General features: G+C 56.7%; 14 protein-coding genes and 8 pseudogenes. 6 read left to right on the plus strand and 16 right to left on the minus strand.

From position 1 onward, the window contains the following. Positions 1 to 146 precede the first annotated feature (146 nt). Together F0P97_RS15410 and F0P97_RS15415 are read right to left on the minus strand one after the other, a co-directional pair. Entirely contained in the window at positions 147 to 1,148 is a 1,002-nt protein-coding gene (locus tag F0P97_RS15410; protein ID WP_003054430.1) for a PDR/VanB family oxidoreductase, read from the minus strand. Beyond that, positions 1,145 to 2,392 (minus strand): annotated as a pseudogene (locus F0P97_RS15415) (Rieske 2Fe-2S domain-containing protein); the annotation flags it as partial. The pseudogene F0P97_RS15415 and the gene F0P97_RS15410, both read right to left, overlap by 4 nt. A 10-nt stretch (positions 2,393 to 2,402) precedes the next feature. On the opposite strand from F0P97_RS15415, the pseudogene F0P97_RS15420 reads away from it, so the two are divergent. Further along, a pseudogene (locus tag F0P97_RS15420) lies at positions 2,403 to 2,633 on the plus strand (IS5/IS1182 family transposase); the annotation flags it as partial. 97 nt (positions 2,634 to 2,730) lie between these two features. Here the strand turns inward: F0P97_RS15420 and F0P97_RS15425 are convergent. Continuing rightward, complete coding sequence (locus F0P97_RS15425; protein WP_003054426.1) at positions 2,731 to 3,855, minus strand: porin; 1,125 nt, start codon at positions 3,853 to 3,855, stop codon at positions 2,731 to 2,733. 304 nt (positions 3,856 to 4,159) lie between these two features. Here F0P97_RS15425 and F0P97_RS15430 point away from each other — a divergent pair, with 304 nt between their 5' ends. Then, positions 4,160 to 4,321: a hypothetical protein gene (locus F0P97_RS15430; protein WP_003054425.1), complete on the plus strand. Its 162-nt coding sequence runs from the start codon at positions 4,160 to 4,162 to the stop codon at positions 4,319 to 4,321. A gap of 141 nt (positions 4,322 to 4,462) precedes the next feature. After that, a pseudogene (locus tag F0P97_RS15435) lies at positions 4,463 to 5,113 on the plus strand (transposase); the annotation flags it as partial. A gap of 139 nt (positions 5,114 to 5,252) precedes the next feature. Here the strand turns inward: F0P97_RS15435 and F0P97_RS15440 are convergent. The 8 genes and pseudogenes from F0P97_RS15440 to F0P97_RS15475 all read right to left on the minus strand — a co-directional run bounded on the left by F0P97_RS15440 (position 5,253) and on the right by F0P97_RS15475 (position 13,011). Continuing rightward, the gene (locus F0P97_RS15440) at positions 5,253 to 5,765 is read right to left on the minus strand and encodes a MarR family winged helix-turn-helix transcriptional regulator (RefSeq protein WP_003054420.1); all 513 of its coding nucleotides are present in this window, start codon (positions 5,763 to 5,765) and stop codon (positions 5,253 to 5,255) included. A 332-nt stretch (positions 5,766 to 6,097) separates the two neighbouring features. Beyond that, positions 6,098 to 6,811 (minus strand): annotated as a pseudogene (locus tag F0P97_RS15445) (IS3 family transposase); the annotation flags it as partial. Between the two features lie 192 nt (positions 6,812 to 7,003). Beyond that, positions 7,004 to 8,182 carry a Gfo/Idh/MocA family oxidoreductase gene (locus F0P97_RS15450; RefSeq protein WP_034400531.1) on the minus strand — a complete coding sequence of 393 codons (1,179 nt, stop codon included), beginning with the start codon at positions 8,180 to 8,182 and terminating at the stop codon, positions 7,004 to 7,006. Further along, positions 8,179 to 9,150, minus strand: coding sequence for a PDR/VanB family oxidoreductase (locus F0P97_RS15455; protein ID WP_003054414.1), 972 nt, complete (start codon positions 9,148 to 9,150; stop codon positions 8,179 to 8,181). Before F0P97_RS15455 ends, F0P97_RS15450 begins: the two co-directional genes overlap by 4 nt. A 13-nt stretch (positions 9,151 to 9,163) precedes the next feature. Continuing rightward, a complete protein-coding gene (locus F0P97_RS15460) occupies positions 9,164 to 10,141 on the minus strand; it encodes a Bug family tripartite tricarboxylate transporter substrate binding protein (protein WP_003054412.1) in 978 nt (325 codons plus the stop codon). A gap of 31 nt (positions 10,142 to 10,172) precedes the next feature. Further along, the gene (locus F0P97_RS15465) at positions 10,173 to 11,162 is read right to left on the minus strand and encodes an ABC transporter substrate-binding protein (protein ID WP_034400529.1); all 990 of its coding nucleotides are present in this window, start codon (positions 11,160 to 11,162) and stop codon (positions 10,173 to 10,175) included. Positions 11,163 to 11,166: 4 nt separating this feature from the next. Next, the gene (locus F0P97_RS15470; protein WP_003054408.1) at positions 11,167 to 12,486 is read right to left on the minus strand and encodes a Rieske 2Fe-2S domain-containing protein; all 1,320 of its coding nucleotides are present in this window, start codon (positions 12,484 to 12,486) and stop codon (positions 11,167 to 11,169) included. Positions 12,487 to 12,525: 39 nt separating this feature from the next. Next, positions 12,526 to 13,011 carry a hemerythrin domain-containing protein gene (locus tag F0P97_RS15475; protein ID WP_034400981.1) on the minus strand — a complete coding sequence of 162 codons (486 nt, stop codon included), beginning with the start codon at positions 13,009 to 13,011 and terminating at the stop codon, positions 12,526 to 12,528. Between the two features lie 175 nt (positions 13,012 to 13,186). Here F0P97_RS15475 and F0P97_RS15480 point away from each other — a divergent pair. Then, positions 13,187 to 13,486: pseudogene (locus F0P97_RS15480) on the plus strand (IS3 family transposase); the annotation flags it as partial. A 42-nt stretch (positions 13,487 to 13,528) separates the two neighbouring features. Here F0P97_RS15480 and F0P97_RS15485 read toward each other — a convergent pair. Together F0P97_RS15485 and F0P97_RS27685 are read right to left on the minus strand one after the other, a co-directional pair. Beyond that, positions 13,529 to 13,798: pseudogene (locus tag F0P97_RS15485) on the minus strand (IS3 family transposase); the annotation flags it as partial. Between the two features lie 59 nt (positions 13,799 to 13,857). Next, positions 13,858 to 14,350, minus strand: a pseudogene (locus F0P97_RS27685) (IS5 family transposase); the annotation flags it as partial. Between the two features lie 39 nt (positions 14,351 to 14,389). Here F0P97_RS27685 and F0P97_RS15495 point away from each other — a divergent pair. After that, positions 14,390 to 15,328, plus strand: a pseudogene (locus tag F0P97_RS15495) (IS481 family transposase). Between the two features lie 117 nt (positions 15,329 to 15,445). After that, positions 15,446 to 16,393 carry a LysR substrate-binding domain-containing protein gene (locus tag F0P97_RS15500; protein WP_003054394.1) on the plus strand — a complete coding sequence of 316 codons (948 nt, stop codon included), beginning with the start codon at positions 15,446 to 15,448 and terminating at the stop codon, positions 16,391 to 16,393. A gap of 493 nt (positions 16,394 to 16,886) precedes the next feature. Here the strand turns inward: F0P97_RS15500 and F0P97_RS15505 are convergent, their stop codons facing one another. From F0P97_RS15505 to avs3a, 3 genes are all read right to left on the minus strand, one after another. Then, positions 16,887 to 17,654 (minus strand): hypothetical protein, encoded by a 768-nt coding sequence (locus F0P97_RS15505; RefSeq protein ID WP_003054390.1) that lies wholly within the window; start codon positions 17,652 to 17,654, stop codon positions 16,887 to 16,889. Between the two features lie 83 nt (positions 17,655 to 17,737). After that, positions 17,738 to 18,424, minus strand: a complete 687-nt coding sequence (gene avs3b / locus F0P97_RS15510; RefSeq protein WP_050873614.1) for an AVAST type 3 anti-phage proein Avs3b — start codon at positions 18,422 to 18,424, stop codon at positions 17,738 to 17,740. Next, entirely contained in the window at positions 18,402 to 24,662 is a 6,261-nt protein-coding gene (gene avs3a, locus F0P97_RS15515) for an AVAST type 3 anti-phage nuclease/ATPase Avs3a (RefSeq protein ID WP_182283021.1), read from the minus strand. The genes avs3b and avs3a overlap by 23 nt, the downstream gene beginning before the upstream one ends. Between the last annotated feature and the right edge of the window lie 1,092 nt (positions 24,663 to 25,754).

The raw sequence follows: 25,754 nt of genomic DNA on the forward strand, positions 1-25,754 counted from the left end.
GACAGCTGAATCTGCCGCGCAAAGCCGTCGTCGGCTGTAGGCCAAAAGCGGACTCTCAAGAGATTGGCTAGCGACGAAGCTGGACTGGCAGTGCTCTCTTTTTTTCGCTGCCCGCCGGCCAACAACACCAAAGACTCGCTTGCTTGCTAAAGGTCCAGCACCAAGCATTTGCTCTTGGCGCGAGAAACGCAAGCAGTCATGCAGTGCGTGCGCTCCTCGTCCGTCAGGATGTAGTCTTGATGGTCTACTTCACCCTCCAGGACCTCTACCTTGCAGGCGCCACACAGGCCAGAAAGGCAAGATGTGGCAACCCGATGGCCCGCAAGTTCCAGCGCGCGAACGATGGTTTGGTCGGGTAACACCTGAACCGTTTCGCCGGACTTGGCAAGCTTGACCTCGAAACTCCCAGCCGGGGTGTCGTCCGACTTTGGACGCTCTGGTGCCTTAAAGTGTTCACAGTGCACCGTACCCGATGGCCAATGCTTTGCGGCTTCCGTACATGCGTCCATGAAGCCGCTAGGTCCGCAGTAGTAGACGTGCGTCCCCGGTGCTGCGGACTTCAGCAGTTTGATCAGGTCGAGTGCTTTGGCACGGTCCCCACCGTCGTGATGCATGTGAAGGCGCTCGGCAGACACCAAAGAGCGCAATTCATCCATGAATGCCGCGTGTTTCGGCGTTCGAGAGCAGTAGTGCAGTTCGAAAGACTCGCCCCTGCTTGCAAGCGTATGGGCCATCGCTTTCAGTGGCGTGATGCCGATGCCGCCTGCCACGAGGATGCTATGAGCAGCCCCGGTAGCCAGCTTGAAAGCATTTCGAGGCCAGCCAATTTTCACGGTGTCGCCGACCCGAAGCGACTCGTGCATCGCCTTGGAGCCTCCGCGCCCCTTTAACTCTCGGAGCACACCAAGAGTCCAGTGTGTCCGGTGAGCTGGGTCTCCGGCCAACGAATAGGAGCGCACAACTCCGCCAGGCAGATGAACATCCACATGGGCTCCGGCTTCTACAGCCGGTAGCTCAAGGCCGTCCGACTGCACTAGCTCGAAGGAGTGAATGCCCTCGGCCTGCATCCGGATTGCGCGCACGACCATCTCGATGGGCTCGCCCTCCTTGTAGGGGGCAAGCGCTTCAAATACCACTGGGGCATTCATGCCATTCTCCGTGCTAGCACTTCCTGCTGCAGGTCTTCAAGTTTGCCCTTGATGAATGTGGTGCGCTCTGCACCCCGAAGAGAGTCGGACTCAGTGATGATGTTCACCACTTGCTTGGCAAGGTAGCGGCGAAGAGTGACCTCTTCGTCCTTGGTGCGGCCGACGGGCAAGTCGAAAACGTTACCCGAGCAGTAGCTGTTGGGTTCGCCATCGAAGTCGCGGAGCCATTCAGCGAACGCTTCCGGACTGGCCTTCGGATTGTTACCGCGAATTGCATCGCGGAGCAGCTTACGGAACATGTAGAGCCCCGCGTCGAACTTGATTGGGTTCTCCAGAGCATGCACGGCGATGGGGCGCTGCGAGATGATGGCCTCGTAGTCGCCAGGTGCGTATTGGCACTCCTTGTAGTTCTCGCGGGCGCGGTGGTCTGCGGGAATCGGAGGGATGTCTTCGAGCTTGTACTTGCCGAAACGCTCCGGCCGGCGCATGGCCACCTGGCCCTCCAGGAAGTCGATGGTCTCGTAACCGACCATGCTCTTGTCGCCGATGCCACGGGTGTCGATACCAGGGCCCATGACGCGCCAGCCAATCATCTTGCTATTCACGTCGTCGACCGGCACCGTCCATCGAATCATGTGGAAGCGGCCGAAAAGCTTCTTGGCATGACCGTCTTCCGAGGTGTAGGCGTGCAGGCTGAAGTTGGGCAGCACCTGGTGCTGCACGCGGATGTACATGTGGTCGTCGTCCGACCGACGGGCGCCCGTACATGCCAGTCCCCGGCCGCCATGGATGGGCACGAACTGCATGTCCGGCGGAACCTCCATGGACGCGGCACCCACCTCGTCGAACGTGGTGCCCTGGTAGTTCTCGCCCGTCACTTGACGCTTCGCGTGCAGCGCCATCGTGTGATAGTTGTCAGCCGAGTTGTCCTGCACCTGCAGCCAGTTTGCATGCTGGAAGTTGCTGTAGGGCACCAGTTCATCGCCCTCAGCGCAGGTGAAGTTGCCTTCCCATGCCGGGAACGGTGGCTCCTGTTCCGGTGGGCCCATGTAGGCGAACACCAGGCCGTGGCGTTCGACGGTCTTGTAGGCGCCCTGGCGAATGGAACAGCGATACCTCTCGCCTTCCTCCTCTTCGCCCTCAGGGAAGGGCACTTCCAGGCAGGTGCCATCGACGTCGAACTTCATGCCGTGATAGCAGCACGAGATGCCGTGCTCTTCAATCTTGCCGTATTCGAGCGACGCCTTTACGCATCGCAATGCGGCAATAGCTGCATGCAGGCTGTTTGGGAGAAAGATATGGAAAGTCTGGAGCGGCTACCACCGAAGAAGTTTGGTGGGGACCAAGATGAACTGCATCAAGCGACTGGGTGAGCGAGCAATGTCTCGAACCTTTGAGCGCCAAGTCAATGAACTGCACATCCGGGCAGCTATCTTGAATCGATTTACTGAACTGGGCCGTCCTCAGACGGTGGCCGTGGCCTAGCCACGGCTGGGGTTGGGACGGTTCGCCTCAAGCAAGATACTTTCTGTTAGGCCCATCAAAGCATTGAAGGGATGCCAAGTTGCGCCGCGATCAGCTTTCAGAAGTTGTGCCGAACTCCCATGTAGATATTTCGCGAGGCTCCGTTCGCCGAGCCTACTAGCATTGCAGGGCCTTGAGCAGTTCCGGTACCCAGTACGTACTGCGATCCGTTCTTGTTGGTAATCCTCGCGACGCCGAAGTAGAGACGCGTCCGCTTAGACAGGTCATAGTCACCACCAAGGGCAATCCAATTGGCATCACGATTGCCAGTCGAGGCCGTGTAGTCGGAGCGGTCATTCACTCGGGTGAACTGGGCAATGGTGGTGAATGGCCCGAATGGCACGCGCATGCCGACGTTGGTCAACCTGAACTCGCTCATGAAAGTTCCTGGCAGTCGGGCAATGGCGCCGGTGCAGGTGCTGCAAGAGTTCTTCTCAACCGTCGTACCGAGGAAAAATTTGGCGAAGCGGGCATCGTAGGATCCGCCAAGCACCATTGCCGAGATCTTGCCCGAGGCAGTGTTGTCCGCACCCTCCTGCCGCTGGAAGCCCGCATTGAGGTCGAAGCCGCCAACTTGGTAGCGCGCAGATACGCCATAACCGCGCCCGATCGTCGCAGACTTCTCACCAAAGGAATACTGCCCACGCAACTCAAGGCCACCCCAGCGCGGAGACACATAACTGATGGCGTTGTCCTGACGCGCCGCTACACCCATCGGCAACACCTGACGCTGCGTGGTTGCGTTGATGTTCCGGGTGAGCGAAAGCAGCCCTCCAGCCCCCTCCCAGATGAAGGCATCTACATTACTCTGGACGGAATAGTAGGGTGTAGGAACACGCCCCATCTGCACGGTACCGAGCCTTGTATCGCTGAGGCCCACCGATGCTTCGCGCCCGAAAGCACGCCCGCCTTGGGCCAAGGTACCTTCATCGAGGTTGAGGCCTTGCTCTAGGCGAAAAACGGCTGAGAGCCCTCCCCCCAAGTTCTCTACACCTCGGAAACCGAGGCTACTACCAGCACTTCCGCCCGAATACACGCGATTGATGCTGGAGCCGCCAGAGCGAGGTGAGTCCACGCCAGAGTCCATGCGTCCGTAAATGGTGACACCTCCTTGCGCGTTCGCTGCTGGGCAAATGTTGAGCAACACAGCGCATGCCACAGCATGCTTGGCCAGTCCGATCATTGATGTCTCCTTCATTTTGTTTAGGGCCTTTTACCCCAGGTCCTCTTCTTCACAATGCGCTTGATTCTTCATGGGCAGCCCCAAGCACAGTCTTACAGCGTCCACATCCTCAGATGAATCTCAATTTCATCGTGGCTCCTCTGGTTCACGAAGTATAGGTAGCCATCTAACAATTTTGATAGCCCTCTAAGTAAATATCCCAGATTCAGAATGCCCAACTGTGGCGAAGGTGCCACGCTTTATCTGCAAGGGGGCTAGTGGTTCACTTATGGGTGGAAATCAACAGCTTGCTATTGGAGACCTCATGAAAGCCTCCAGCCTCACCAGATGCTCGCTGTGCGCGACATCAGCTTTGGTCATCGCATTCCTTGGCCATACGGCCATTGCACAAGAATACTATCCGGCTAAACCGGTCACACTTGTCGTGTCCTTCACACCTGCAAGTCGCAACGACGTGATCGCCTGAGTAATCGGCATGCGACATAGTCCCAGCAGCTTCCTCTGCGACTCATGCTGGGTACTCGGCCATGGGCTCGGTACAAGCGTTTGAAGTCATCGCTACTGTATTGGGCGGATTCAACCGGTCGTCGCAACGCCTTCAATCATGGAGGTGATGATCTCCAATCGACCTGCAGAGGCAGAAGATCGTGCCGTGCCGGGGCACTGGGAAGGAGATTTAATCATCGGGTTGGACAGGTTCGCCATCGGAACATTGGTGGAGCGGTCAAGCCGCTTCACCATGCTCGTGTATTTGCCTCGCGAGGTGGGCTATGGACTGATTCCACGGACGAAGAACGGTCCTGTGCTCGCAGGCTACGGAGCCGTCACCATGGCTAATGCGCTCAAGAGAGTGGTGACCACGTTGCCAGCCCAGTTGTGGCAATCATTGACATGGGATCGTGGCAAGGAAGTGTCCGACCATGCCCGATTCACGATCGAGTCCGGGGTGAAGGTCTTCTTTGCCGACCCTCACAGCCCTTGGCAACTTGGCAACTTGGCAACTTGGCAACTTGGCAACTTGGCAACTTGGCAACTTGGCAACTTGGCAACTTGGCACCAACGAGAACACAAACGGGCGCTGCGCCAATACTTCCCCAAAGGCACTGACCTGTCTCGCTGGAGCGAGCAAGAGATTCAAGCCGGGGCTCGGGCTTTGAACAACAGGCCGCGCAAAACGCTGGGCGGGAAGACACCCGCTGAGACTTTGAATGAGTGTCTAAAATCCGCGCAGCGACCCGGTGTTGCGACGACCGATTGAATCTGCCCCTGCACTTTGCGATATCCATAGCAACGGTAGCTGTTTTCGAAGATAGCCTATGTGTCAAGATTCTCAACAGCGCCCTGCTCTACACAAGCCAACTGAAGACAGTTAGACATGAGGGTTGGGATAGCACTGGTTAAGGCTTCTGGGAACCCTGAGCAGCCGCTCGCTTCGCGTCATCTTGAAGGCACTCGTCAGTTGCCAAGTTCTCGATAATCTTCAGTAGCGAACGCCGCACGATGACGATATGCGCATCCGACAGAGACTTGACGGCCAGTGCGTTAACCTCCTCGGCCATAGGCACCAGCTTCGCCTTGAGGCGCTTGCCTGCAGGCGTGAGGAACACGTACATACTCTTACGATTGTCGGGCCGGTGCCTTCGCACGACATATCCCAGCTCCTCCATCGCTTTCAATGCAATGGCCGTCGTGGGCGCCATTACCCCTGCTTCAGCGCTCAACTCCGCCTGGGTGAGCCCATCCCTTTCCCAGAGAATCCGCAGAAATGTCCAATGGCCGAGCTGGACATCGTAGCGTGCCAGACGGTTCTGCAGTGACCGTAGAAATGCGCGCGTCGCGTCTTTAACCAGATGAGCCAGGCGATCGTCAGGAACGCCCTCCTGCCAGTGCTGCAGGATTCGGCTCGCCATCTCTGCTGATTCTGCCTTTGCTTTCTTAGCCAATGTCAACCCCTCAATGCATGCCAACAGACGCTTTGCCTAGTCTATTCCCCGCAACACAGGCAACGAGCGACTACGCCTCAACGAGTCGACAATCACAAACAAGTGAGAGAAGTATGAAGATGTACGGAACCAAGCCAAGCGAGCCTAGCAAATATAGCACTCCACATTCCGCTGCTCCGCACTCCACCACTGCAGAAACAGATCGCGCTGCGATACGGCTCCACTGGCAGAATTGAAAGCGCACCCGAGCGGCAGCCGTGCAAGCTGTCCGCTTTGGACTTCCCCCTCAAAGGGCATCACCAAAGCCGATTCGGTGCCTCAGGGGTAAAGCGCCACTGCACCAATTCCGGTGCAACTGTGGCGACTGTCGGTGGTGACCACGAACTGGCGCTTGGTCTTGGCCCGAATGCCGTGCTGCTGCATGAGCTTGCGAACCCGGTCTTTGCCAACACGAATGCCCCTGGCTGCCACTGCCTTGTGCATGCGGAGCCAGCCATATTCGCCTTTGACCTCGGCATGGGTCGATCGGATGTGGGCCAGCAGGGCTTTGTCGCTGTAGCGTGCGCCAAGCCCTGGTCGAACTGAATCCCGGCGGCGCAGCCAGCTGAAATATCCGCTGGCACTCACATCCACCACCTCGTATGCCAAGCTCACCGGGTAGCGTGCTCTCATTTGGTGAATCCAGGCGTACCTCGCAGCATGTCCTAGGCTAAGTACGCCCTAGCCTTTTTTGATATCTCGAGCTCCATCCGAAGTCAGGCATTCTCGGCTCGCAGACGAGCTACTTCCATTTTCTCCTACGTGATCTTGGCCGTACTCCCGCTGCCAGCACCGTCCAATTCCCCTTTGGCCGACTGCCGCGCCCAGTTGTCCAAACTCGCCCTCGGGATATCCAGCACCTTCGCTATCACCGCAATCGATTGGCCCGCTCGCAGCTGCCGAACAGCCTCCAGCTTTAACTCTTGCGTGTACTGCGCACTTGCATGTCTGTCATTTCTTGATTCCTTGCCGATATTTTTCAACAAGACCAAGAACTCCACGTCTCAGGCGCAACCTCAGTAAGGCAGGACACATCGTATGGGGACCGGGCCAAAGGAGGCGCTCAGAGCACCGACGTCTTGCTCGTCCGCAGCCATCGCAGAAGAGACAGCTCATAGGGCGGAACATCCAACCGATCCGCCCGTGACTTCTACTGTGCAAGCACTTCAGCGCGGCAGTTCCACGTCTTTACCCGAACCGGCCGAGTCGAGCAACGCTAGACATACCTCAAGCGTGGCGCGCGCCCATACGCCGTCATGCAGCGGCTTGATCTCGTTCACCACAGCGTGGTACAGCTCATCGATAACCTCGAAACGGGGCACCACCGGCCGCTGCAACGACCGCCGCTCCTTGGCGAGGTCTGCGTACACGCAGACACTGTCCGGTAACGGGCGTATGTCTCCGCGCTCGCACGACACCACTATCGGGCCAAAATGTTGGTGCCAGATAGGCTGCGCATCCGTTGCGGCAGCCACATATCCAGGACCTCCATAGGTAGCAGCAGCCTTGAGGTTCGCCTCCTCCTGTGCTGAGCCCACGGTAGCCAGCTTGCGGCGGGCGGCGCCATATGCCTCAGGAGACTTGTCACCGCCCATCTCGCCAATCCAGTCGCACCACTCGTCGGAGTCGAAGTGCCCGTAGCCGTTATAGGAGATGCTGGCGAACGCGCCACCCTCGAACCACAGCAGCGCCGAATAGGCACCCTGGGTAGGACGCATAGGATCCCAGTCACCCGTGATGGCTCGCACCCTCCTGACCCGAGTGCCAACCAGCAAGCGCACAATGTCGACTTGGTGAGCAGCCTGACTGAACACCACGCCACCGCCCTCTTCAGTGCGCAGCTCCTCGGGACGACGCGGTCGGTAGAGAAAGTCGGTGTAATTCAACGCGTGGACCATACGCACGGGCCCCAGTTCCCCGCTCTGCACGATCTCTCGAGCGCTCAGGTAGGGTGTGTCAAAGCTGTGACAATGACCCACGATCAGGTGTACCCCTGCATCACGGCAGTGCTGGATCATCTCGTCGCAGTCGCCAAGGGACAGCGCCATCGGTTTTTCCACAAGAACATGCTTGCCGTGACGTGCTGCAATGCGTGCCTGCTGCGCATGAAATTGGTGTGGGCTGGCGATATAGATAGCCTCTACATCCGGATTAGATGCCAGGCCTTCAATGTCCGGGTACACCGGAGCACGGAAGTCGCTCGCAAATTGAGCCCGCGCCGATCCGCGCGGATCACAAGCAGCCACCAGCTTTATCCGCGGGTCCTGCTGGAGTGTCGGCAGCATAAGCGTGAAGGCGCGCCCGAGTCCGGCGACACCCAGTCGAAGTTGGTGGCCGGCGTTCACAGGTCGATCACCAATTCGTCTGACTTAGCCCGAGAGACGCAGATCATGATTTGCTTGTCCATCTCCTCGGGCAGCAATACCATGTCTCGATGATCTGCCTCGCCACTAAGTAGATTCGTGCGGCAGGTGCCGCAAGTACCGCTCTCGCAAGACGCCGCTGCATTACAGCCATGCTCACGAAGCACAGACAGAATCGACTTGCCGACTGGTACCTCAAACGCCGCGCCGGAGTTGGCCAGTTTTACCATGAAAGGCTTGTCGTCTGGCCGCACGCCTCCGCCTTCGTTAAAGCTCTCGAAATGTACGTTGGCCGGCGACCAGTGCCCAGTCATGTCGCGCACAGCTTCCATCAGCGGGCGGGGGCCGCAGCAGTATACGTGGGCGGAATTAGGCTTTTCAAGCTCGGGCCACAGGTCGAAGACGCGCTCAGCGTCCCCGTGACTGTGGTGGATCCGCACTCGCCCCTTGAGTTCGGGGGCTCCAAGCTCTTCACGGAAGGCTGTGTTTTCGGGAAAACGCGTCAGATAGATTAGCTTCCACGGCGCAGGCGGCAACTCACCGAACGAACGGATCATGGAAAGGATCGGCGTGATGCCAATACCCCCTGCGATAAAAAGGTAGCGCTTGGCGTTATCCACCAGCGGAAATGCGTTGGAAGGAAGCGATGTAGGCAGCGTGTCGCCTTCCTGCAGTTGCTCATGCATTGAAAGTGAACCGCCCTGCCCTTCGGGGTCGCGCTTGACGGCAATAACATAGCGCTTTCGCTCTGTCGGGTCATTGCAGAGCGAATATTTTCGCAGCATGCCGTTAGGGGTTTGAACCTTTACATGCGAGCCGGGAGTGAAGGGGGGTAGATCGCTGCCATCGTCATGCACCAACTCAAAGCTGCGGATGTCGAGCGCCAAGTCGATGATGCGAGACACCCTCAACGGCATCTGCGTATCGGAGTGAGTATGCGTAGAAGACATTGTGAAATCTCTATTATTCAGCCTTGAGTTGGGCCCGCTTAGCCGCGTCTGTGACCTGCGTCTTCTCGGCGCGTAGTGCCTGCACCAATTGGTCCACTGAGCCACCTACTGGGTCAACACCGGCAGTGCGTAACTGTTCAATGACATCGGGCATCTTCACGATCTTGTCAATCTCAGCATTAATGCGACTAACCACTGCTTCTGGTGTGCCCTTCTTTCCCAACACTGCAACCGTAAAGGCAAAGTCAAAGCCAGGAATTTTTTCGGCCAGCGAAGGCATTTGTGGCACTAGAAGGGAGCGGGCTGAGGAATTAGTGGCCAAAAGCCGAGCTTGTCCCGATTTGACAAACCCCATGAGAGATGGTGGCGAAGCGAAAACCATGTCGACCTGCCCCCCGATCATCGCAGGCACCGAGTTGGCGCTCCCCTTAAACGGGACGTGTGTCATCGTGAGGCCCAAGCTAGCATTCATGGCCTCTGCCGTGAGGTGGTGGATGCTGCCTGTGCCAGCTGAGCCATAGTTAAGCTCTCCCGGCTTGGCCTTCGCCAGCGCGATGAGCTCCTCCAGCGTCTTCGCCTTAACCTTCGCATTGACAGCAAGGAACAGCGGAGCCTTGCCGACGAGCGAAACCGGGACGAAGTCTCGACCAGCGTCGTAGCTAATCTTCTTTGTAAGCAGCGGGGTGATCGACAACATCGGTCCATCGGTCACAAGCAGCGTGTAGCCATCTGCAGGCACCTGCAGTATCGCTGATGCTGCCACCGCGCCACCGGCGCCGGGCCGATTATCGACGTAGACCGACTGCCCCAATACATCGCCCAACGGACGAGAGAGGATACGAGCCACTGTGTCAGGAAGGCCACCTGCAGAGTAGGGAACGACCAACTTGATGGCGCGGGTCGGGTAGTTTTGAGCGTACGCGCTGGAGCTAAATGCAAAGGGAGCCAGAAAGGCGATCCCAAGCAACTTGATTAGGGTTTTGCGTCTCATGAGGTTTGTCTCCACTTATGTTTTTTTGGATTTAGATGCTGTAGCTCTCATAGGTTGCGGGATGGAACAGCTCACTAACTGAAACCAGTCTGGATGACAGACCTTGCTCGTAATGACTACGAACGAAGGTCTCCAGGGTCCTACTTGCCGGCGCCACACCATAGGACCAGAAATCCTCACCCATAGCCACGCGTGCAGCGTGCAGTTGCTCTTCAACGAATGGAAGCGTGACCTTGGTGGCTGAGGTATCGGAAAGAAGCTCCAAAGCCACAGCCTTGGACTGGGTGAAAGCCTTCACAATCGCAGCTGCCAGCCAAGGGTGCTTGGCCGCCAGATCTTTTTTAATTGCCGCCACATGCATGATCGGAAAGACGCCAGTACGACGGTAATAGTCCTTGGCTACCGCAGTCGGATCGTCGAAGAGCCAGCCAATATTTGGGTTGGCCAGCGCTGCCCGACTGGGTGGACGGGGGGCCATAAAAGCGTCGATCTCTCCTGAATCGAGCATTTGCGAAATCGTTGCCCCCTCGGGAGCCTGTTCAATACGGATATCAGCTGGAAGCTGCAGTTTGACTTTCTCAGGGCGACCGGGCGTCTCAATGCCTCCGCGTACCCAGGTCACATCGGAGGGACTGACTCCGAAATCGTCTTGCAAGACCGCTCGTGCCCATACATTAGCGGTAAGTTGATACTCAGGTACACCAATGCGCTTGCCCTTCAGGTCAGAAGGCTCCCTAATACGGTCCTTGCGGACGTAGATTGATGTGTGCCGAAAAGCCCGCGACAGAAAGACCGGCAGCGCGATATAGGGACACTCACCGCGCGAGTGTTTCACCAAGTAGCTGGAGAAAGAAAGCTCGGTGACGTCGAAGTCAATGCTACGCATCGCTCGGAAGAACATCTCCTCGGGATTGAGGAGCATATACACTGGGTCGACGCCATCTATTTGCACACGGCCATCGAACAATGCTCGAGTACGGTCGTAGTCGCCCATAGCGACGGAAAGTTGGAGTTTACTCATGGGATCAGGACTTCACGGAATAGGAGGGTTCGAACTCGGGGCGATCCTGGCCATCCAGCCAGACATAGTGAGCGTCATATGTGCGCCAGTCGGTCGTCTTTGGGACGATGGCTTGGAAGGAACAGACCGTTGGCGTCGCCGCCTCGACCCCCGTCCCGATGGCAGGTGCCCCTTGCTCGAAGGCCTTCACCGCGTCGAGCATCTGCTTGCGAAATTCCACGATAGCCAGATCGCTTGCGCCCAGGCGGTCATGGGTACGGTCGGCGATGGGCCCCATAGTCAGCCACATCGCGACATCTTGGTTAGGGAAACCAGTGATGCCAGTGAAGTTACCGGCCTTCATAGCGTTACGGTCCTGCCAGAATTTGTTTGCTTCATTGCGCAAGGGACGGTAGTTTTGATCCAGGTCGACCCCCACCGTCTGACGCAAAAACTTGCGCCAGGTTTCAGTCTCCGGCGTTTGCGACGGATGGCCCCACGCGATGAAATAGAACGCCGTGTTTGTGTCATCCATCGGCACGTTAATGTTGGCCACGTTATAGAGGTTGTTTGGCGGGATCAGCGCAGTAGCCGGGGCCACGAAAACCGTGGAGCGCACGTAATCGTTCTCCGCAGCATTCGAGAGCGGCCGGCGCAACGCGGCATAGCGAAAACCGTAACCGGTACGCTGCACCTGCATGCGCGGAGCCTTGTCGGTCGAGGGACGCAGCCAAGTCTTGTCGGTGGCCTTCGCGCCATCGACCCGAGCCGGCACCATATCTGAGGAATGGAGACTGGAGCTATGGGCTGAGTCGATAGCGCCTTCGAGAATCTGCGCCCAGTTGCACGGCAGTAGCACCTTCGCGATGCTCACCCGCGTGTCGGCCGTTGGCGCCCATGCCGGCGGCAGGAATTCAGGCATGGTTTCCTTCGGCCCCATGTAAGCCCACACCATACCGGCCCACTCTTGGGTCGGATACGCGGTGTGCTTAACCTTGTCAACCATGCCGCTGGCTGCTGGCTCGGACGCCATCTCCAGCACGTTGCCATCGACATCCATCTTCCAGCCGTGGTAGAGGCAGCGCAGACCTCCCTCCTCGTTGCGACCGTACACCAGCGAGGCTCGGCGGTGAGGGCAATACTCGTCCATGACACCGACGCGGCCCTCACTGTCGCGAAAGACCACCAGATCCTCGCCGAACGCACGCGCTTTCACTGGCGTACCGTCGGGCTCACCCACCTCCTCCACTAGGCAGATGGGCGTCCAATGGCGACGCATGAGACGCCCCATCGGGGCGTCGCCTTCAACGCGACAAAGCAGCTCGTTTTCTTCGTGGGTCATCATGATGAATTCTCTACAGGGGTGATTAAAAAAGGGGTTGAATTAGGTCGCCAAGGCAGCCGCAGATTTGCGCACCTTGCGCAGCACTATCGGTTTAGCGCCGTGCTGCAGCTTGCAAAGCCAATGGGAAAGGGCCGAATCGAGGTGCTGGACATGGGCAGGGAACCAGGCAGCCAACTCATCCGCCAACCTGTATGCGACGCTGATTTCGTCGCTGCAATCCAGACGCCGGAGCACACCCCGAAGCGTCGAAAGCACGGCATCGTGCTCACGAATGTGACAGTCGCGCGGAGGAAATTGCGTACCAACCATCAGCTCGTTCTCAGCTGCGAAGTGCGATGCAGCATGCGCGATTACCGCTTCGAGCGCTTGCGCCATATCGGAAGCACTGGCGCGCTGCATGCGCTCGATTAGCCAAGCGAGCCGCTCGTGCTCATCATCGATTGGCACTTGCCCCAGCAACAGCGCCTCTGACCAGAGCGGCGGCTGCTCAGTTGACTTCGGAATAATCAAAGCAGACATCGACATACACAGTTGATCCGTATTTTTTATTAGATACCTAACAATTATATTGATGCACATTCATATCAACAATGGATTCCATCCCCGTGGTTTCCCTAGAATAGTTTTACAACTAACAATTACCCAAACCACATTCACACACGACCTTGGGCCACAATCGGTGGTCCACAAGCGCCTCTAACGGGTCATGGCGCGGCATCAATTGCTGCTGCCAAAGACGCCCAGTCGGCGGTATTCGAGCCTCATTCACGATGGCCAGGTCAGTGTGCCGATGAGCAACATGCGCTGGTGCTCTGACGGCTTTGAGATCAAGTGCGCTTCGGGCGAGACGGTCACAGCCACCTTCGCCAAGGACTGCTGCGACCGGGAGATCCTGGCCTGGCGCGCTTGGGAGGGCAAGGGACTTGCGGGAGAGCCTGTGCACGACATGCTGGCGGAAGCCGTGGAGCGGCGCCTTGGCACAGTTGAAGCTGTGCTCCAATGGGAGTGGACGGCCCCTACTCCAGTAGACAAATTCCCAGCCTCAAGACCGGATACGCTCAAACGCTTCGGGACTAATGCCACCCAGATGACTGTGGCGGCGTGAGCGGTTGTAGAACACCTCGATGTAGTCAAACACATCGGCCCGGGCCATGTCCCGGGTCTTGTAGATCCGCTTGCGAATGCGCTCCTTCTTCAGACTGCTGAAGAGCGATTCCATGACGACATTGTCCCAGCAGCTTCCTCTGCGACTCATGCTGGGTACTCGGCCATGGGCTCGGTACAAGCGTTTGGAGTCAACGCTGCTGTATTGGACGGATTCAACCGGTCGTCGCAACATCTTCAATCATGGAGGTGTTACGGGAAGACTTACAGGGCAGATGCAGAAGTCAACGGGGCGCTCAACAATGCCCACAGATCTACGCCTTCAAGAAGCTGCTCTACACCTTGAAGATCATGCCGTTGGACTGGCAACAAAACAAATCGCATCAAGTTCCCGAGGGCATCTGTCAGCGCCAAGATCTTGGTGGACAAACCACCTCGACTGCGACCTGTGGCCTGGCCCGCAGACCCCCTTTTGCACCCTGACCATGCCGGTGCACTCGCACAATCGTTGCATCCACCATCACGTATTCCATGTCCGGTTGATCGCTGACTGCATCAAACAGCTTTTGAAAACCATCAGCTTTGACCCAGTCGCGAAACCGCTGGAAGACGGTGTTCCACTTGCCAAACTCAGGCGGCAAATCTCGCCAAGGGCTACCTGTTCGTGTAATCCAAAGCACTGCTTCCAAGAAGAGTCGATTGTTGGAGCCACTGCGTCCTCGGTCTCCAACTGTTTGATCCCAGGTTTTGATGGTGCAATCTTTTCCCATGAATGGAAGGAAGCGCTATGGCCTAAGTTCTGCACGGGAGCGCCACCACGAAAGAGGCGATCCGTCGAGCGGTGCAACATAGTCAAGAGAGCCTGAGAGCGCTTTCTGCGCGCTATGACATCGGTCAGAAGACGGTGGCGAAGTGGAAGAAACGGACCTCAATCACGGATCTGCTAACAGCGCCTAGGCAGTCGTACTCCAGCGCTTTGTCCGCTGAGGATGAAGCCGCGATCGTCGCCTTTCGCAGGTATACCCTGCTGCCGCTGGACGACTGCCTCTACGCGCTGCAGCCGACTATCTCACATCTGACACGCTCGTCGTTGCACCGCTGCTTGCAGCGGCACGGTATCTCGCGGCTGCCCTAGGTGCAGGGCGACAAACCAGCCAAGAAGCGGTTCAAGAGCTACCTCATCGGCTACGTCCATATCGACATCGCCGAAGTGCTGACAGCCGAAGGTAAGCTCTATCTCTTCATGACCATCGACAGGACGTCCAAGTTCGCACTCACCGAACTCCATCCCTCGGCCGACAAGATGACTGCTGCGCAGTTCCTCCGCAATATGATCGCGGTGGTGCCATATGCCCTGCATACGGTGCTTATCAATAACGGCATCCAGTTTGCCAACCGCAGATCAAACCGGTACGCTTTCCAGCACATCTTTGGTCGGGCCTGCGAGGAGCATGGTATCGAAAACCGCCTGACCAAAGTCAAGCATCCGTGGACCAATGGGCATGTTGAGCGGATGCACAGGACCATCAAGGAAGCCACCGTCAAGCGCTTCCACTATGACGATCATGCGCAGTTGCGGCAGCACCTCGCCAACTTTATCGTCGCCTACAACTTCGGCCTCAGGCTCAAGACCCTTAAGAGACTGACGCCCTACGAATTCATCTGCAAACAGCGGACATCCGAGCCCGAGCGTTTCAGGATGGACCCGATCCATCTAATGCTGGGACTAAACACCTAGTCAAAAGTTACTGATCAGCGCTCGCGTTGATGGGAAGTCTCTGTAATGCAACAACGCCGGATTTATGCAGAGATTCCTTAATGGTGGCAAGATCGCGCTCTGTTGAAGGCCGAGTACATGCGCAAAATCCCCAACTTCGTGCTTCTTCGTGCGTTCGAGGCTGCTGCCAGAAAAGGCAGCTTCGCATCAGCAGCGGCCGAGCTGAACTTGACGCCCTCCGCCATCAGCCATCAGGTCAAAGAACTTGAGGAGGTGTTTGGCAAACCGCTGTTCCATCGCCTTCACCGCCGTGTGGACCTCACAGCCGAGGGGGCTCGTTTAGCCGATGGTCTGACGCGCGTCATGGACGCACTGGAAGCAAGCTGTTCGGAAGTCCGCCTGGCTCCGTCAGGCCAGGTCCTGTCGCTTTACTGCGCACCGAGCTTTGCTGCGAAGTGGCTTAGTCCGAGGCTTGCTGACTTCGCCCTGAACCATCCGGGAATCGCTATTCGGCTCACCAGTGCGGCAGAGCCGCTTGACCTCATACGAGCTCGAGAAATAGACGTTGCGATTTCGTACGGCTCCGCAGTTCAAAGGCCAGGTATCGATGTGACTGCGCTTGGGAAAGAGGCCATCGTTCCTCTGTGCTCTCCTACCCTCATCTCGAGGAAGCGCACTGCTCGCGAACTCATCAGCGAATGCAACCTCATAGATTCGCAGCTGAGCCGGGTCACCTGGCGTGATTGGTTCGCCATGAACGGACTGACTACAGCCCCGAAGGTGAATCAGTCATTCGACCGTGCTGCCTTGGCCATCTCCGCCGCTGTTGATGGACTTGGCATCACCTTGGAATCAACCCGTTTTGCCGAGAAGGAACTGGCACGCGGAGACCTCGTGGAGCTTGGCACGAAAGAGTTTCCTCGGGTCTCGCGCGAGACGCACTTTTTCTCTGTTCGCACAGAAGAACAAGAGTTGCAGAAGATTCAAGTCTTCCGGACCTGGCTGATGAAGTCCCTCGGGAAAAAGCCTGCTAAGGGCAGAAAGGCAATAACATCGGCGTTGTTGCATTACAGAGACTTCTCATAAAAGCAAGCGCTGATGGGTTTTCTTTTGATAGACCTGTATGCCGTGATGATCAAGGCGCGTAAAACGAGGAACAGACTGCACATCTACAGACGGGGTTGTGCACCTAGTGTGCACCCCAAGAAACAAACCATCCCCCTTCAAATCTCGTGATGTCTTGCGGCCCACAATGCCACAAGCAAGCTTGTCTGCTGCTGGTCTGACCTGTCTATTGCATCTTTGATCTCACGTCAGGGGGATGTGGACAAAAACTTGGACTACCATGAGATAGTTCATGTACTCATACGCAGACAGGATTCGTGCAATTGGGCTTTACATCAAGCTTGGCTTGCGTGTCAGAGCCACGATTCACTAGTTGGGGTACCCAACCAAGAACGCATTGAAAGGTTAGTTGTTGATTTGGGGATGCGGCTTGAAGTGAAGCGATTCAGCCTCAGCACCGTGCACTCACGCCTTCGTCAAACTCGTCGTGAGGATTCCAAGGGGAGCGCGATCTTCACGGCATCCACCCGGTCAGCTCTCCATCCTCAAACTTGATTAACCGCCCATGCCCGACCGTGATGTCAAAGTAGGCAATGTGCGTCGTCGAGCTTGCGATAATGAATCCGGTCCCTACCACCTTTCCGTCGCGCGTGAGCTCCGTACAGATGCTGTGCTTGCCTTCGCGCTGGCAACCCTTTTGGATATCCCCCTCCTTATTCTCTGCCCATTTCCCGGCTGCATGCTCACCGATGATGGGAGCCATAGCGAGCGCGATGAAGGCAGCGAAGAATAGGTAGTACAGAAGGACCGCGATAAGCCCTGATATGCCAAAGGACTCGAAAAGGCTCTTGAGCGACCGAGGCAAGCGATCGGCGTTACGCTTTAGCCATTTGCCCACCCTGGTGTCTCCAGGCGGATTCTTTTCAATCAGCGAGGTGGCCCAGATCTGGATACCACCCATGATGAAGATCCCCAACAGGAGCAACGCACCCACTTGTCCATTCAGCAGCGTGTGGATGTTCTCGAAGACGGCCATATAGCCGTAATGCACACGGTTGCTGGTGTCCAGCGGCAGCATGCCGTCGTCGAATCCCCAGTGACCAAGATAGCGTGCATAGGCTTCTTGGCCAATGAAGTTGAAAGCCGTTGCAGTTGCACCGACAGCAGCGGCCCCCACCTTGGCCAGCGACGACCAAGAGATGGACTTCGTCGTCGGAGCCGACTGACCAGAGGATGGCTCTGTCGACTTGGTTGGCACCAGCGCTGTATCTGCTTCGTTCATGTGTGCCTGATCCCTGAGTTGAGAGCTACGGCGGCTACTACCCGAGCGAGAACTACCAACCGGCACTTTGGCCCCTGACGAGCTCATAAGGTGACTCCCGATTCCTCGATGTCTTTCGGAAGCGCTTTTCTCATCTCGTCGGCCAGAGATAGGGCAGCGTTCGCAAAACTCTCCAGTCGATCGATTCGATCAAGGACAGCCTGTTGCTTGACTGCGTCCAGGTTCTTCAACAGGCACTCTTCGGTAAACCTCGCAATCTGCAATTCAACTGCGGCTTCCAGGTTGCCTCTAAAAGCCTCTTCCAGCCACGGCTTTACCAGATCGACCGACCGCTCGGAGGCAACGCTGAGCGCGTAACGAATGAGCTCCCTAGCTACGTGATCGATGCCGATTGCGAACTCGAAGAGCTCCTTCTCGTCTTCGGTTGCACCTTCAAGCTCTTCGCTGCTAGGTGGACGAGAGAAGAACCGGAGCTCAATTGCATCATTCACACCCAAGGAGTTGAGGGTGCGCAGCAGGGGGTCTAGTTCTCTCAGCGGTCGCATATAGGGGGGCAATGTGTAGCGGTGTGCCCAGAGTTTCAGGATGAAATTCACGCACTCTGATACTGCTATATCTCGGAGTGGGTCGGACGCTTCCTCAGCAAGGGAGATTTTCTCGGCGACCAAATGTGCCATCCATTGGGCAGTGACATCATCGCCGAGCTTCAAGCCGGCAACGATCCGCTTGCCGAGCTCGATGACTGCCTTAGAGCGATCTAATGGTTCCATCTTGTTCGATCAGGTAATAACGGCTGTAGGGATAGTTGTAATAGGAGAGTTCATCGTTGTCGGTCCTGTCCTTCGGTGGCTTGCGACGGACTTTGACGCAGACGATCAGAGATGTGTCTGGGTGCCCATCCAATAGTGCGCGAATGAACTTTTCGTCGGCGCTGAGCCGAGTGCCTGTTAGGAGGTCGCGCTCCTCACCGTAGCCAGCGCTGCGCGACCACGATTCACTTCTCAGCCTCCCGCCAGTTGGCAGCGTCCATGATCGTGTGTCGGGATCAGTCATCGGATTCAAGACATCGAGGATTTCCTGGCAAGGGCGCAGCCCCGGGCTGCTGATCTTGCCAGCCCATGGGTCATATTCATCAAGGCTCAACGAGTCGCTACCCGACTTTACCCAACCAAGCACCCTCAGCTCTGGATCTTCGATCTCCTCCCGATAGTCGATGTGATCCGCATCTGGAAGGTAGACATCTCCTGGGCAAGGGCTAGTCTGCATAGCGGTCAGCAAGGCGGCCGCGTGACGAGAAGGAACAAGCACGGAACCCACTGACACCGTTTCACCGTCAACCGCATCGGTAGTCGTCCAATGGCCCCAGAGAGCCGTCATGCCATCGTCCGTTGTCAGTTGGTCATCAAGGTACTGTCTATCGACTTGCCAACACCATGTGGCATCAGATCGAGCGCCTCTCACTGGGCCTGCCTTCAGTATCTCGGGGTCGCGGCGATCCGCAAGCCACCAGCCATCACCGCGAGTGAGCAACCGCCCTTTCAACCAGCTGTCGAACAGATTCTCCTTCTCATCAGCGCGACGGCGCACCGGTTTGGTCTCCAAGAGCAATCCAGCGACGAACATCATGGCGTGATAAGACTGATAGACGGCAATGTCCTCCACCTCCGGCATGTTGCTGTGTCTGTATGTTGTCTTTCGTCCTCGAAAAAGTTCGCGCTTATAGCGCTGATCATCGGCACGGTGATATAGCCCTAACGACATGCGGCCACCTAAGACTGCGCGTGCTCGCCATTCAATCGACTGCTCCTTCAGTCCAAAGACACGGCCCAACGGAGCGAACCAATACGGGCCGATGTCGATGCCGAAGAAGTACCTCTCGTCATCGTCTGCCGCCTCTTCATCCTCAACACCGTCATCAATGCTCATGTATTCACCAGAGCCATAGACCTCCGGGGCTAGCGCAGGGCGGTTTGCGCCATTTGCGATTTCGAGTAACGCCGTAGGCAGTGCACTGACTTCGTTAAAGCGAATCAATGCATCAGAGGCAAAGTGCCGGATGACGACATGCTTTTCCCTCGCGGAGGCCTCAAGAAACACGAGAAAAGGTGCGATGGCAAGGGGCGTATCCATCGCACCGCGTGCTAATGCAATACAAAGCCACTGGCGCGCATGCCACTCATAGAAAACCAGGCCACAGTCAACGAACGGGTGCGGGTCAACGCTGGATGAGCGCATAGCCAGTGCGGACAGCAGGGATTGCCAGTCAAGCTCAAGGCCGTTCCGGACGCAGTGGGCATGCTCCCAGCGATCTGCAGCGGACGGACGTGCCAAACCCGCCCACAAGTAGCCGGCCAATGCCTCAACGCAAGACAGTGACGGAGCAAGCGAATCGTTCCAAGGGCCATCGCCGTCTTCACTCCCTAGAGCTTCTTCGAGCAAGTCGAAGCCGAAATTCAACACTTCATCGGCCTCATTACTAGTCAAGCATCGCGAGAGCGGATTCACCAGCCCAAACAAGTCGTTCGCACCAAGTATGTCAAGATGTGACAAATAACCCTTAATCTGAGCTAGCGCGACATCCCTCTCCAAGACGATACCCTCTGTATAGAGTTCATCAAAGGGGCCTTCATGACCCCAGCCGCGGCGCCCCACACGATTAGGTTCGCGCGTAGCCAACGAAAGCGCTGTTTTCCTGAGTTCGCTGCGGACGGATAAGAGCTTCTTACTCGCTTTGGGGAGGTGACTGATGACATCTCTGAAGCTGAACACGTTGAACCTGTTGTCTGAATGGATCGCACGGAGGTATCCGTCGACCTCCGACAGTGTCGCGCGCCGACAGCCTTGCACATAGAACTCGCGAACGTAAGAGCGATGGTCAATCTTCTTGAGCGATCGCCTCGCCGTTAGCACCGCAGTGGCATCGCGGAGATCGACCCCGTGGAAAACGGCATCCCAGTCGGGCTCCTGGATCTCTTTGTGTGGTGCCGAGAAAGGAGCGGGGGAGACAATCACAGAATCACTGATTCCTTTGGCTTTAGATGCCTGAAGCAGCCTATCCAAATCTGGAAGTGAGATAGCCAGTGAGTCGGCCAGGATCTTGAGTTTGTGCCAAGTGGATGCTTCATGAGCTTGGATGCGGAGGAATCGGTAGGCGATCCGCAGAATCGATCTTTTTCGATTGTGGTCAACCTCTGCTTCGATAGCCGCTGTGACGTCGTTTACGCGCCTCCATCCCGTCCCGGTGCCACTTAGGACGACTGCAGCCATTTTGGGAAGGAGCCCACGGTCAATCAGACTGTAGATTGCGACCGGGAATAACTCGCTTGCAAAGCCAAACTCGCGATCCCGCCAGCGGCTCAGAATTGCAAGGCTGGATGAGGGGCAGAGGCCGACCAGGCCCTCGACCAACCGGTCCCAGTCCATGTACTTGTCCCTGGCCATGTGTTCATAGCTAAGCTCGGCAATCCTTGCCAGCCGATAGGCGGTCCGAGGTCTTGTCTCTCCAGGACGATGTACGGCGTCCGCCAGCTCCAGGAACGTTGTCCATCGAGAGAGGTGTTCCTCTCCGATCTTGCTGGCGATGTCGATTGCCTTGTCAAAATAGGCTGCCGCTTCCGACTTGCTTACGCAAAAAATGGCACGTGCCAGCACCTGAAGCTCGTCTACACGTGTCTCCGCATCGCTGCGAGACACCGCGATCTGATCGAACACTTTGGAGCTGAGTTGTAGAGAGAGGTCCTCCAGACCTTCTGTCCGCGCGCTCACGCGGCACATCCTCGTGAGAGTGCTAGAGTAGATCCGGTCGTTCTTGTCGACCCACTTCAACAGCGCGTCGACCTGAGCTGGCTGAATAGGACCTGCATCGCGCAGGATTTGCACCCACTCGATGGCAGCTGCCTTCTCCAAATTAAAGTTCCGCTGATAGTCGCGCGAAGAAGCAGATTTCGTGTGTTCTAGTGCAAGCTCAATTTCGCGCTCAAGATTGGCTGGAACACGGCCACAGGCGATCTCAGCGGCCAAGATGAACCAGGGCAGGACGCCTCCTGTCACATGCTCTAGCCGGGAGGCTTGTTGGCTTTTGAATGAAGACCTCTTTGCCTCGAGTTCAGCACGAACCTCCTTTGGTGCAAGATCAATCAACTTAATCCGCTTGCCACGCAGCGCGGCTTCCAAAGCATAGGCTTGGACAAACGTCGCGCGCTCGGCGTCGAAGTCATGGAACTGGTGAGGCGGATCTAACGGCAAATACCGGCGCAACGTCTCTGCCCAAGTCGCATAGTCGCGCGGCAGGCATTTGAGTGCTAGCGTGATTGCAGACCGGACTCCATTCAATACGCCGCTTTCAGAGTTCCATGAGACATTTACCTCGGTCAACTTGACCTTAGGGTCGACCAAGATGCCCATCAGATGGCGCACCGGCTCCATCGGTAAAAGATGTGCGACACGGGCTGCCTCTGTAGCCAGGCCCAGCATCATCCATACATCCCCCTTGGCATGCTCTGCGAGTTCATCGAGCCGCTTGAAGTCGCCAACGTCCACAAGTCGGGAGGCCACGAGCATTGTGGTTCTCAGTACAGTGGGCTTGGGGCGCCATGCTTTCAGGAATGTCGCGGCCTCGACAGGACCTCGCAATCTCAGTGTACCGAGAGCGAACTCAGCGATATCAGCGTCTTCAATCTTCTCGTCCCGACTATGCTTGGATGACTGCTTACTCCAAGCGATCAACGACTCTCGGGCCATGCGCAATCTGCTTCTCGCTTCAGGGATGAGGTCATCATTTCCGGCGAGCAGCACTGCCTCGTACGAGTGATGCGAGCCATGGAATCCGCCTCCAAATGTGCGCCGAGAGACCATTTCTTCGATGCGATCGGCCGCAAGCAGAACGCCAGAAATGTCAGTGTTCTGCTGGATTAGCGTGTTCTGGCGTGCTTCACCAGCCACCTCGCCACCGACCTTGAGCGCAAGCTTGGCTGCTGCAACGTGACGCCCCTGCTGTAAACATGCCCTAAGCGCGAACATCAGTCGTTGTAGCTCGACATCTCGTCGCTCCAGAGGATTGAGTTCCGGTAAGCTTTCATTCGATAGTGCCAGCGCGATCAATTCGTCCATCCGGCCGGCTGACAGCAGCAACTGCGGCAGCGCAGCAGCTACGTAAGAGCTGGTCGTTGCGAGCGGCTTCAACTTCGCAAGAAACGCATCGAGCGAGGCCGCATCGGGCTTGAATGTCTCGTTGAACCAAGTCTCTGCTGGTTCGTCCATGAAATGTAGACCTGAGTCCTTGACAAACAGCGGCCGCCCGAACTCTGTGGCAAACGTTCGGACGGCGCTCTCAGGAACTTCGGCGATCTGGGCCAAGATGAATATCGGCACCATCGGCCGGAGCACCGCGAGGCCATTACAGATGAGGTCAATCTGATTCGCCTCTGTCGGGCCCCACTCGGCCTTCAGCTTGTCGATGGCCTTGGTCAGCAGGCCTCCTATCGCACGCTGGACCGTTGTGGGTGTTGGCCCCAGGGCCCTCAGCATGTCGCCAATTGGTGGGGCTCCCTCCATCGCCAGTGCTTGAACGCGCGGGTTATCGCTACTTAGAAAAGCGAATTCTGCGACCTCTGCGTCCGTTGCCTCGGGATAGCTCAGTCGTAGGTGCGTGGCAGTCTCAGCCTTGGAGAACGGCTCCAGCTTGATCACCGTGGCGTCCAGCGGAGCTCTCAGGTGACCCTGGCGGTGTGATCGGCATGTGAATGCCAGCCGCACCCCGTCGGGCATATCCGTGTTGATCAAGTCATGGACAAAGGCACGCTCACCGATCTCTTGCGCAGCCATATATGCGTTGTCGGCCGCGTCGATAATGATGCAAAGGCTCGCCTGAGGCGTACGGGCTCTAAGGAGATCAATAGCTTGTTTGAGCCGAGAGACGAAGGCCCGCATGAACTGTTTGGGATCCGTTCCACCGGAAGGAATCAATGGCAGGCAAAGTTGTTGTCCCGCGAGCTCGTTCGCAATCTGAACGAGGGCATCACGGTATCGATGGCGATACTTCAACGCTTGGCGATAAGTCCCGTCACCGAAGCAGTCATACAGTACCGCCACCGACCCAGCAGGAATGGCACGAGCTAGGTGAGCAGAAAGAGTTGACTTTCCTACACCACCATCAGCGTGGATGACCACCGGACGTTGTGTGGTGAGAAGCGTGGAAAGGATGTCTGCCTGTTGTGCTCGGGGCAGCACCTGTTTCGGTTCCGAGATCAATGAGGGCGCCGGTAGGAGATCGATTTCGGTCACCCGCAGTGCGCGGAGTACGTTATAGAGCCGGATTGAGCGGTCTTTCTCTCCCTCCTCGCTTGCTCGGCGGGTGACCAGTTCCTTCAGTTGGAGCGTAGCCTCAGTATCCGGCTCGGACAGATATGCTTTCAGATCCTGGTTGAGAAGGTTACGCTGCTCCCATAGATCTGGCTCACCAGCCTCAGCCAAGAAGGTGGTAAAGAAGCTCGATACATTGCAGCCGGTTGACGCCGCGTAGCGTTTCAGCAATTCGTCAATTTCACGGTGCCTCGGTACTGTCGATTTCGCACCGATATCGGCAATCGCTTCAAGAACAGCCCCATCTATGGGTCTATTCGTTAAAAAAGTGAATTGGACTTTCTTCGTCAGGACATCCAAGCCAAGCGTTGCCTCCAACTCCTTGAAACGCCCTGCGAAGCCCTCAATAGTCCCTTTGAGGCCGCTTACTGTCCAAGGGGTATGAGCTTTCTTGGTGGAGTGTTTGAGCTGCATATAGCGGATGGACCTTGCCGCCATGATGTCCTCGCTTCCGTAGTAAAGGGCGACATCAATTACCTCTTCACCGACGCTCGTAGATGCATCCCCCTCGTCCAACGACGCTCCTTCAATCGCCACTGCCACTAGGCCATCTGCCCCGGCAAGCAGCCCCAGACATTGTCGAGCAGCCCATTGGTAATGGAACTGGTCGCCGCTCCTGGAGGGGCCTACAGATCCCTGCTTCGCCATATTTTTAGCACTCCCTGCATCCTTCTTTCAAAGCAGTTTACAAGCGCAGGATTTTCTTGGCGGGCCTGTCTGCGATCAGTTCCATGATCAAAACTTTGTAGGTCGGCTTTCGGGCATCGAGTTTGGTTAAGTGCAAGACAGCAATCGCTGCACAGGAGACATCTGCTGGTAATGATTGCACGGCAGCAATGAGTCGTCGCCACCAGTTCGCAGCTTACGAAATACCGTAAGCAGCCCAAGAAGCTCATTGTGAGATGGGGATCAAGAGAGCCAGCCCCGCATCCAGCGCTCGACGGGAAGTTCTTCGCCCCCCTGTGAACACCTGCCTATGTGAAAGAGAAACGATGGACTGTGTCCGGGGACTCAGGGGACGATCTCGAGAAGATGCAGCCCCGTTTTACCCATCAAGAAAGTACGCAATCCTCCGGGTCCACCTCTGCGTAATTAGGGTCGACTCACTGGGCTTAGGCCGAAAGCTTCACCGCATTTAATCTCACGGTATATGATTTCCATTCAAACTTAATAGCGGCCATGGGGCTGAACCCTCTTCCCTGGTTTCATCTGCTTGACTTTTCGGCAATCGATAGCGGAGACACGAACACAGGCAAGGTTGTGGGTTCCAGGTTGGCTCCCAGTTCATTGACCATCTATCGCCCTTTTCTTTCTAACATCTGCATCATGAGCGTTTGGAACGTAGCTCCTGTTGATAGCCAACCAGAATTCACATTGATCCGCTGGCAAATGATCGAAGTTCAAATGGCTGACGTCAACAGCACGATCTAGTCGGCTATTGCCTCCAAAACAATGAAGGCCGGGTGACCTCTGCCGTTTCCCATTTCAACCCGACGTCTTTGACAGCGGTGACTCACTCAGGTTGTACCTACCAACTCTCAGTGCCTCCAGGTAATGATCGTGATGCATGCCATGTATGGGAGCGTTTAGCCGCCAATTCGGGCATTACCGAGTGGACTGATACGGCAGAACAGATTTGGCTAGCGTATGAACGGACTCAAATGACTTCAGCAGCCTGAACATTGCGAGCAAAAAGAGCGGTGCAATCCTGTGGCGTAAGAAGCCACACATGCATGGCCT

Origin of the sequence: Comamonas testosteroni, assembly GCF_014076415.1 — a bacterium.
Lineage (GTDB): Bacteria > Pseudomonadota > Gammaproteobacteria > Burkholderiales > Burkholderiaceae_C > Comamonas > Comamonas testosteroni_F.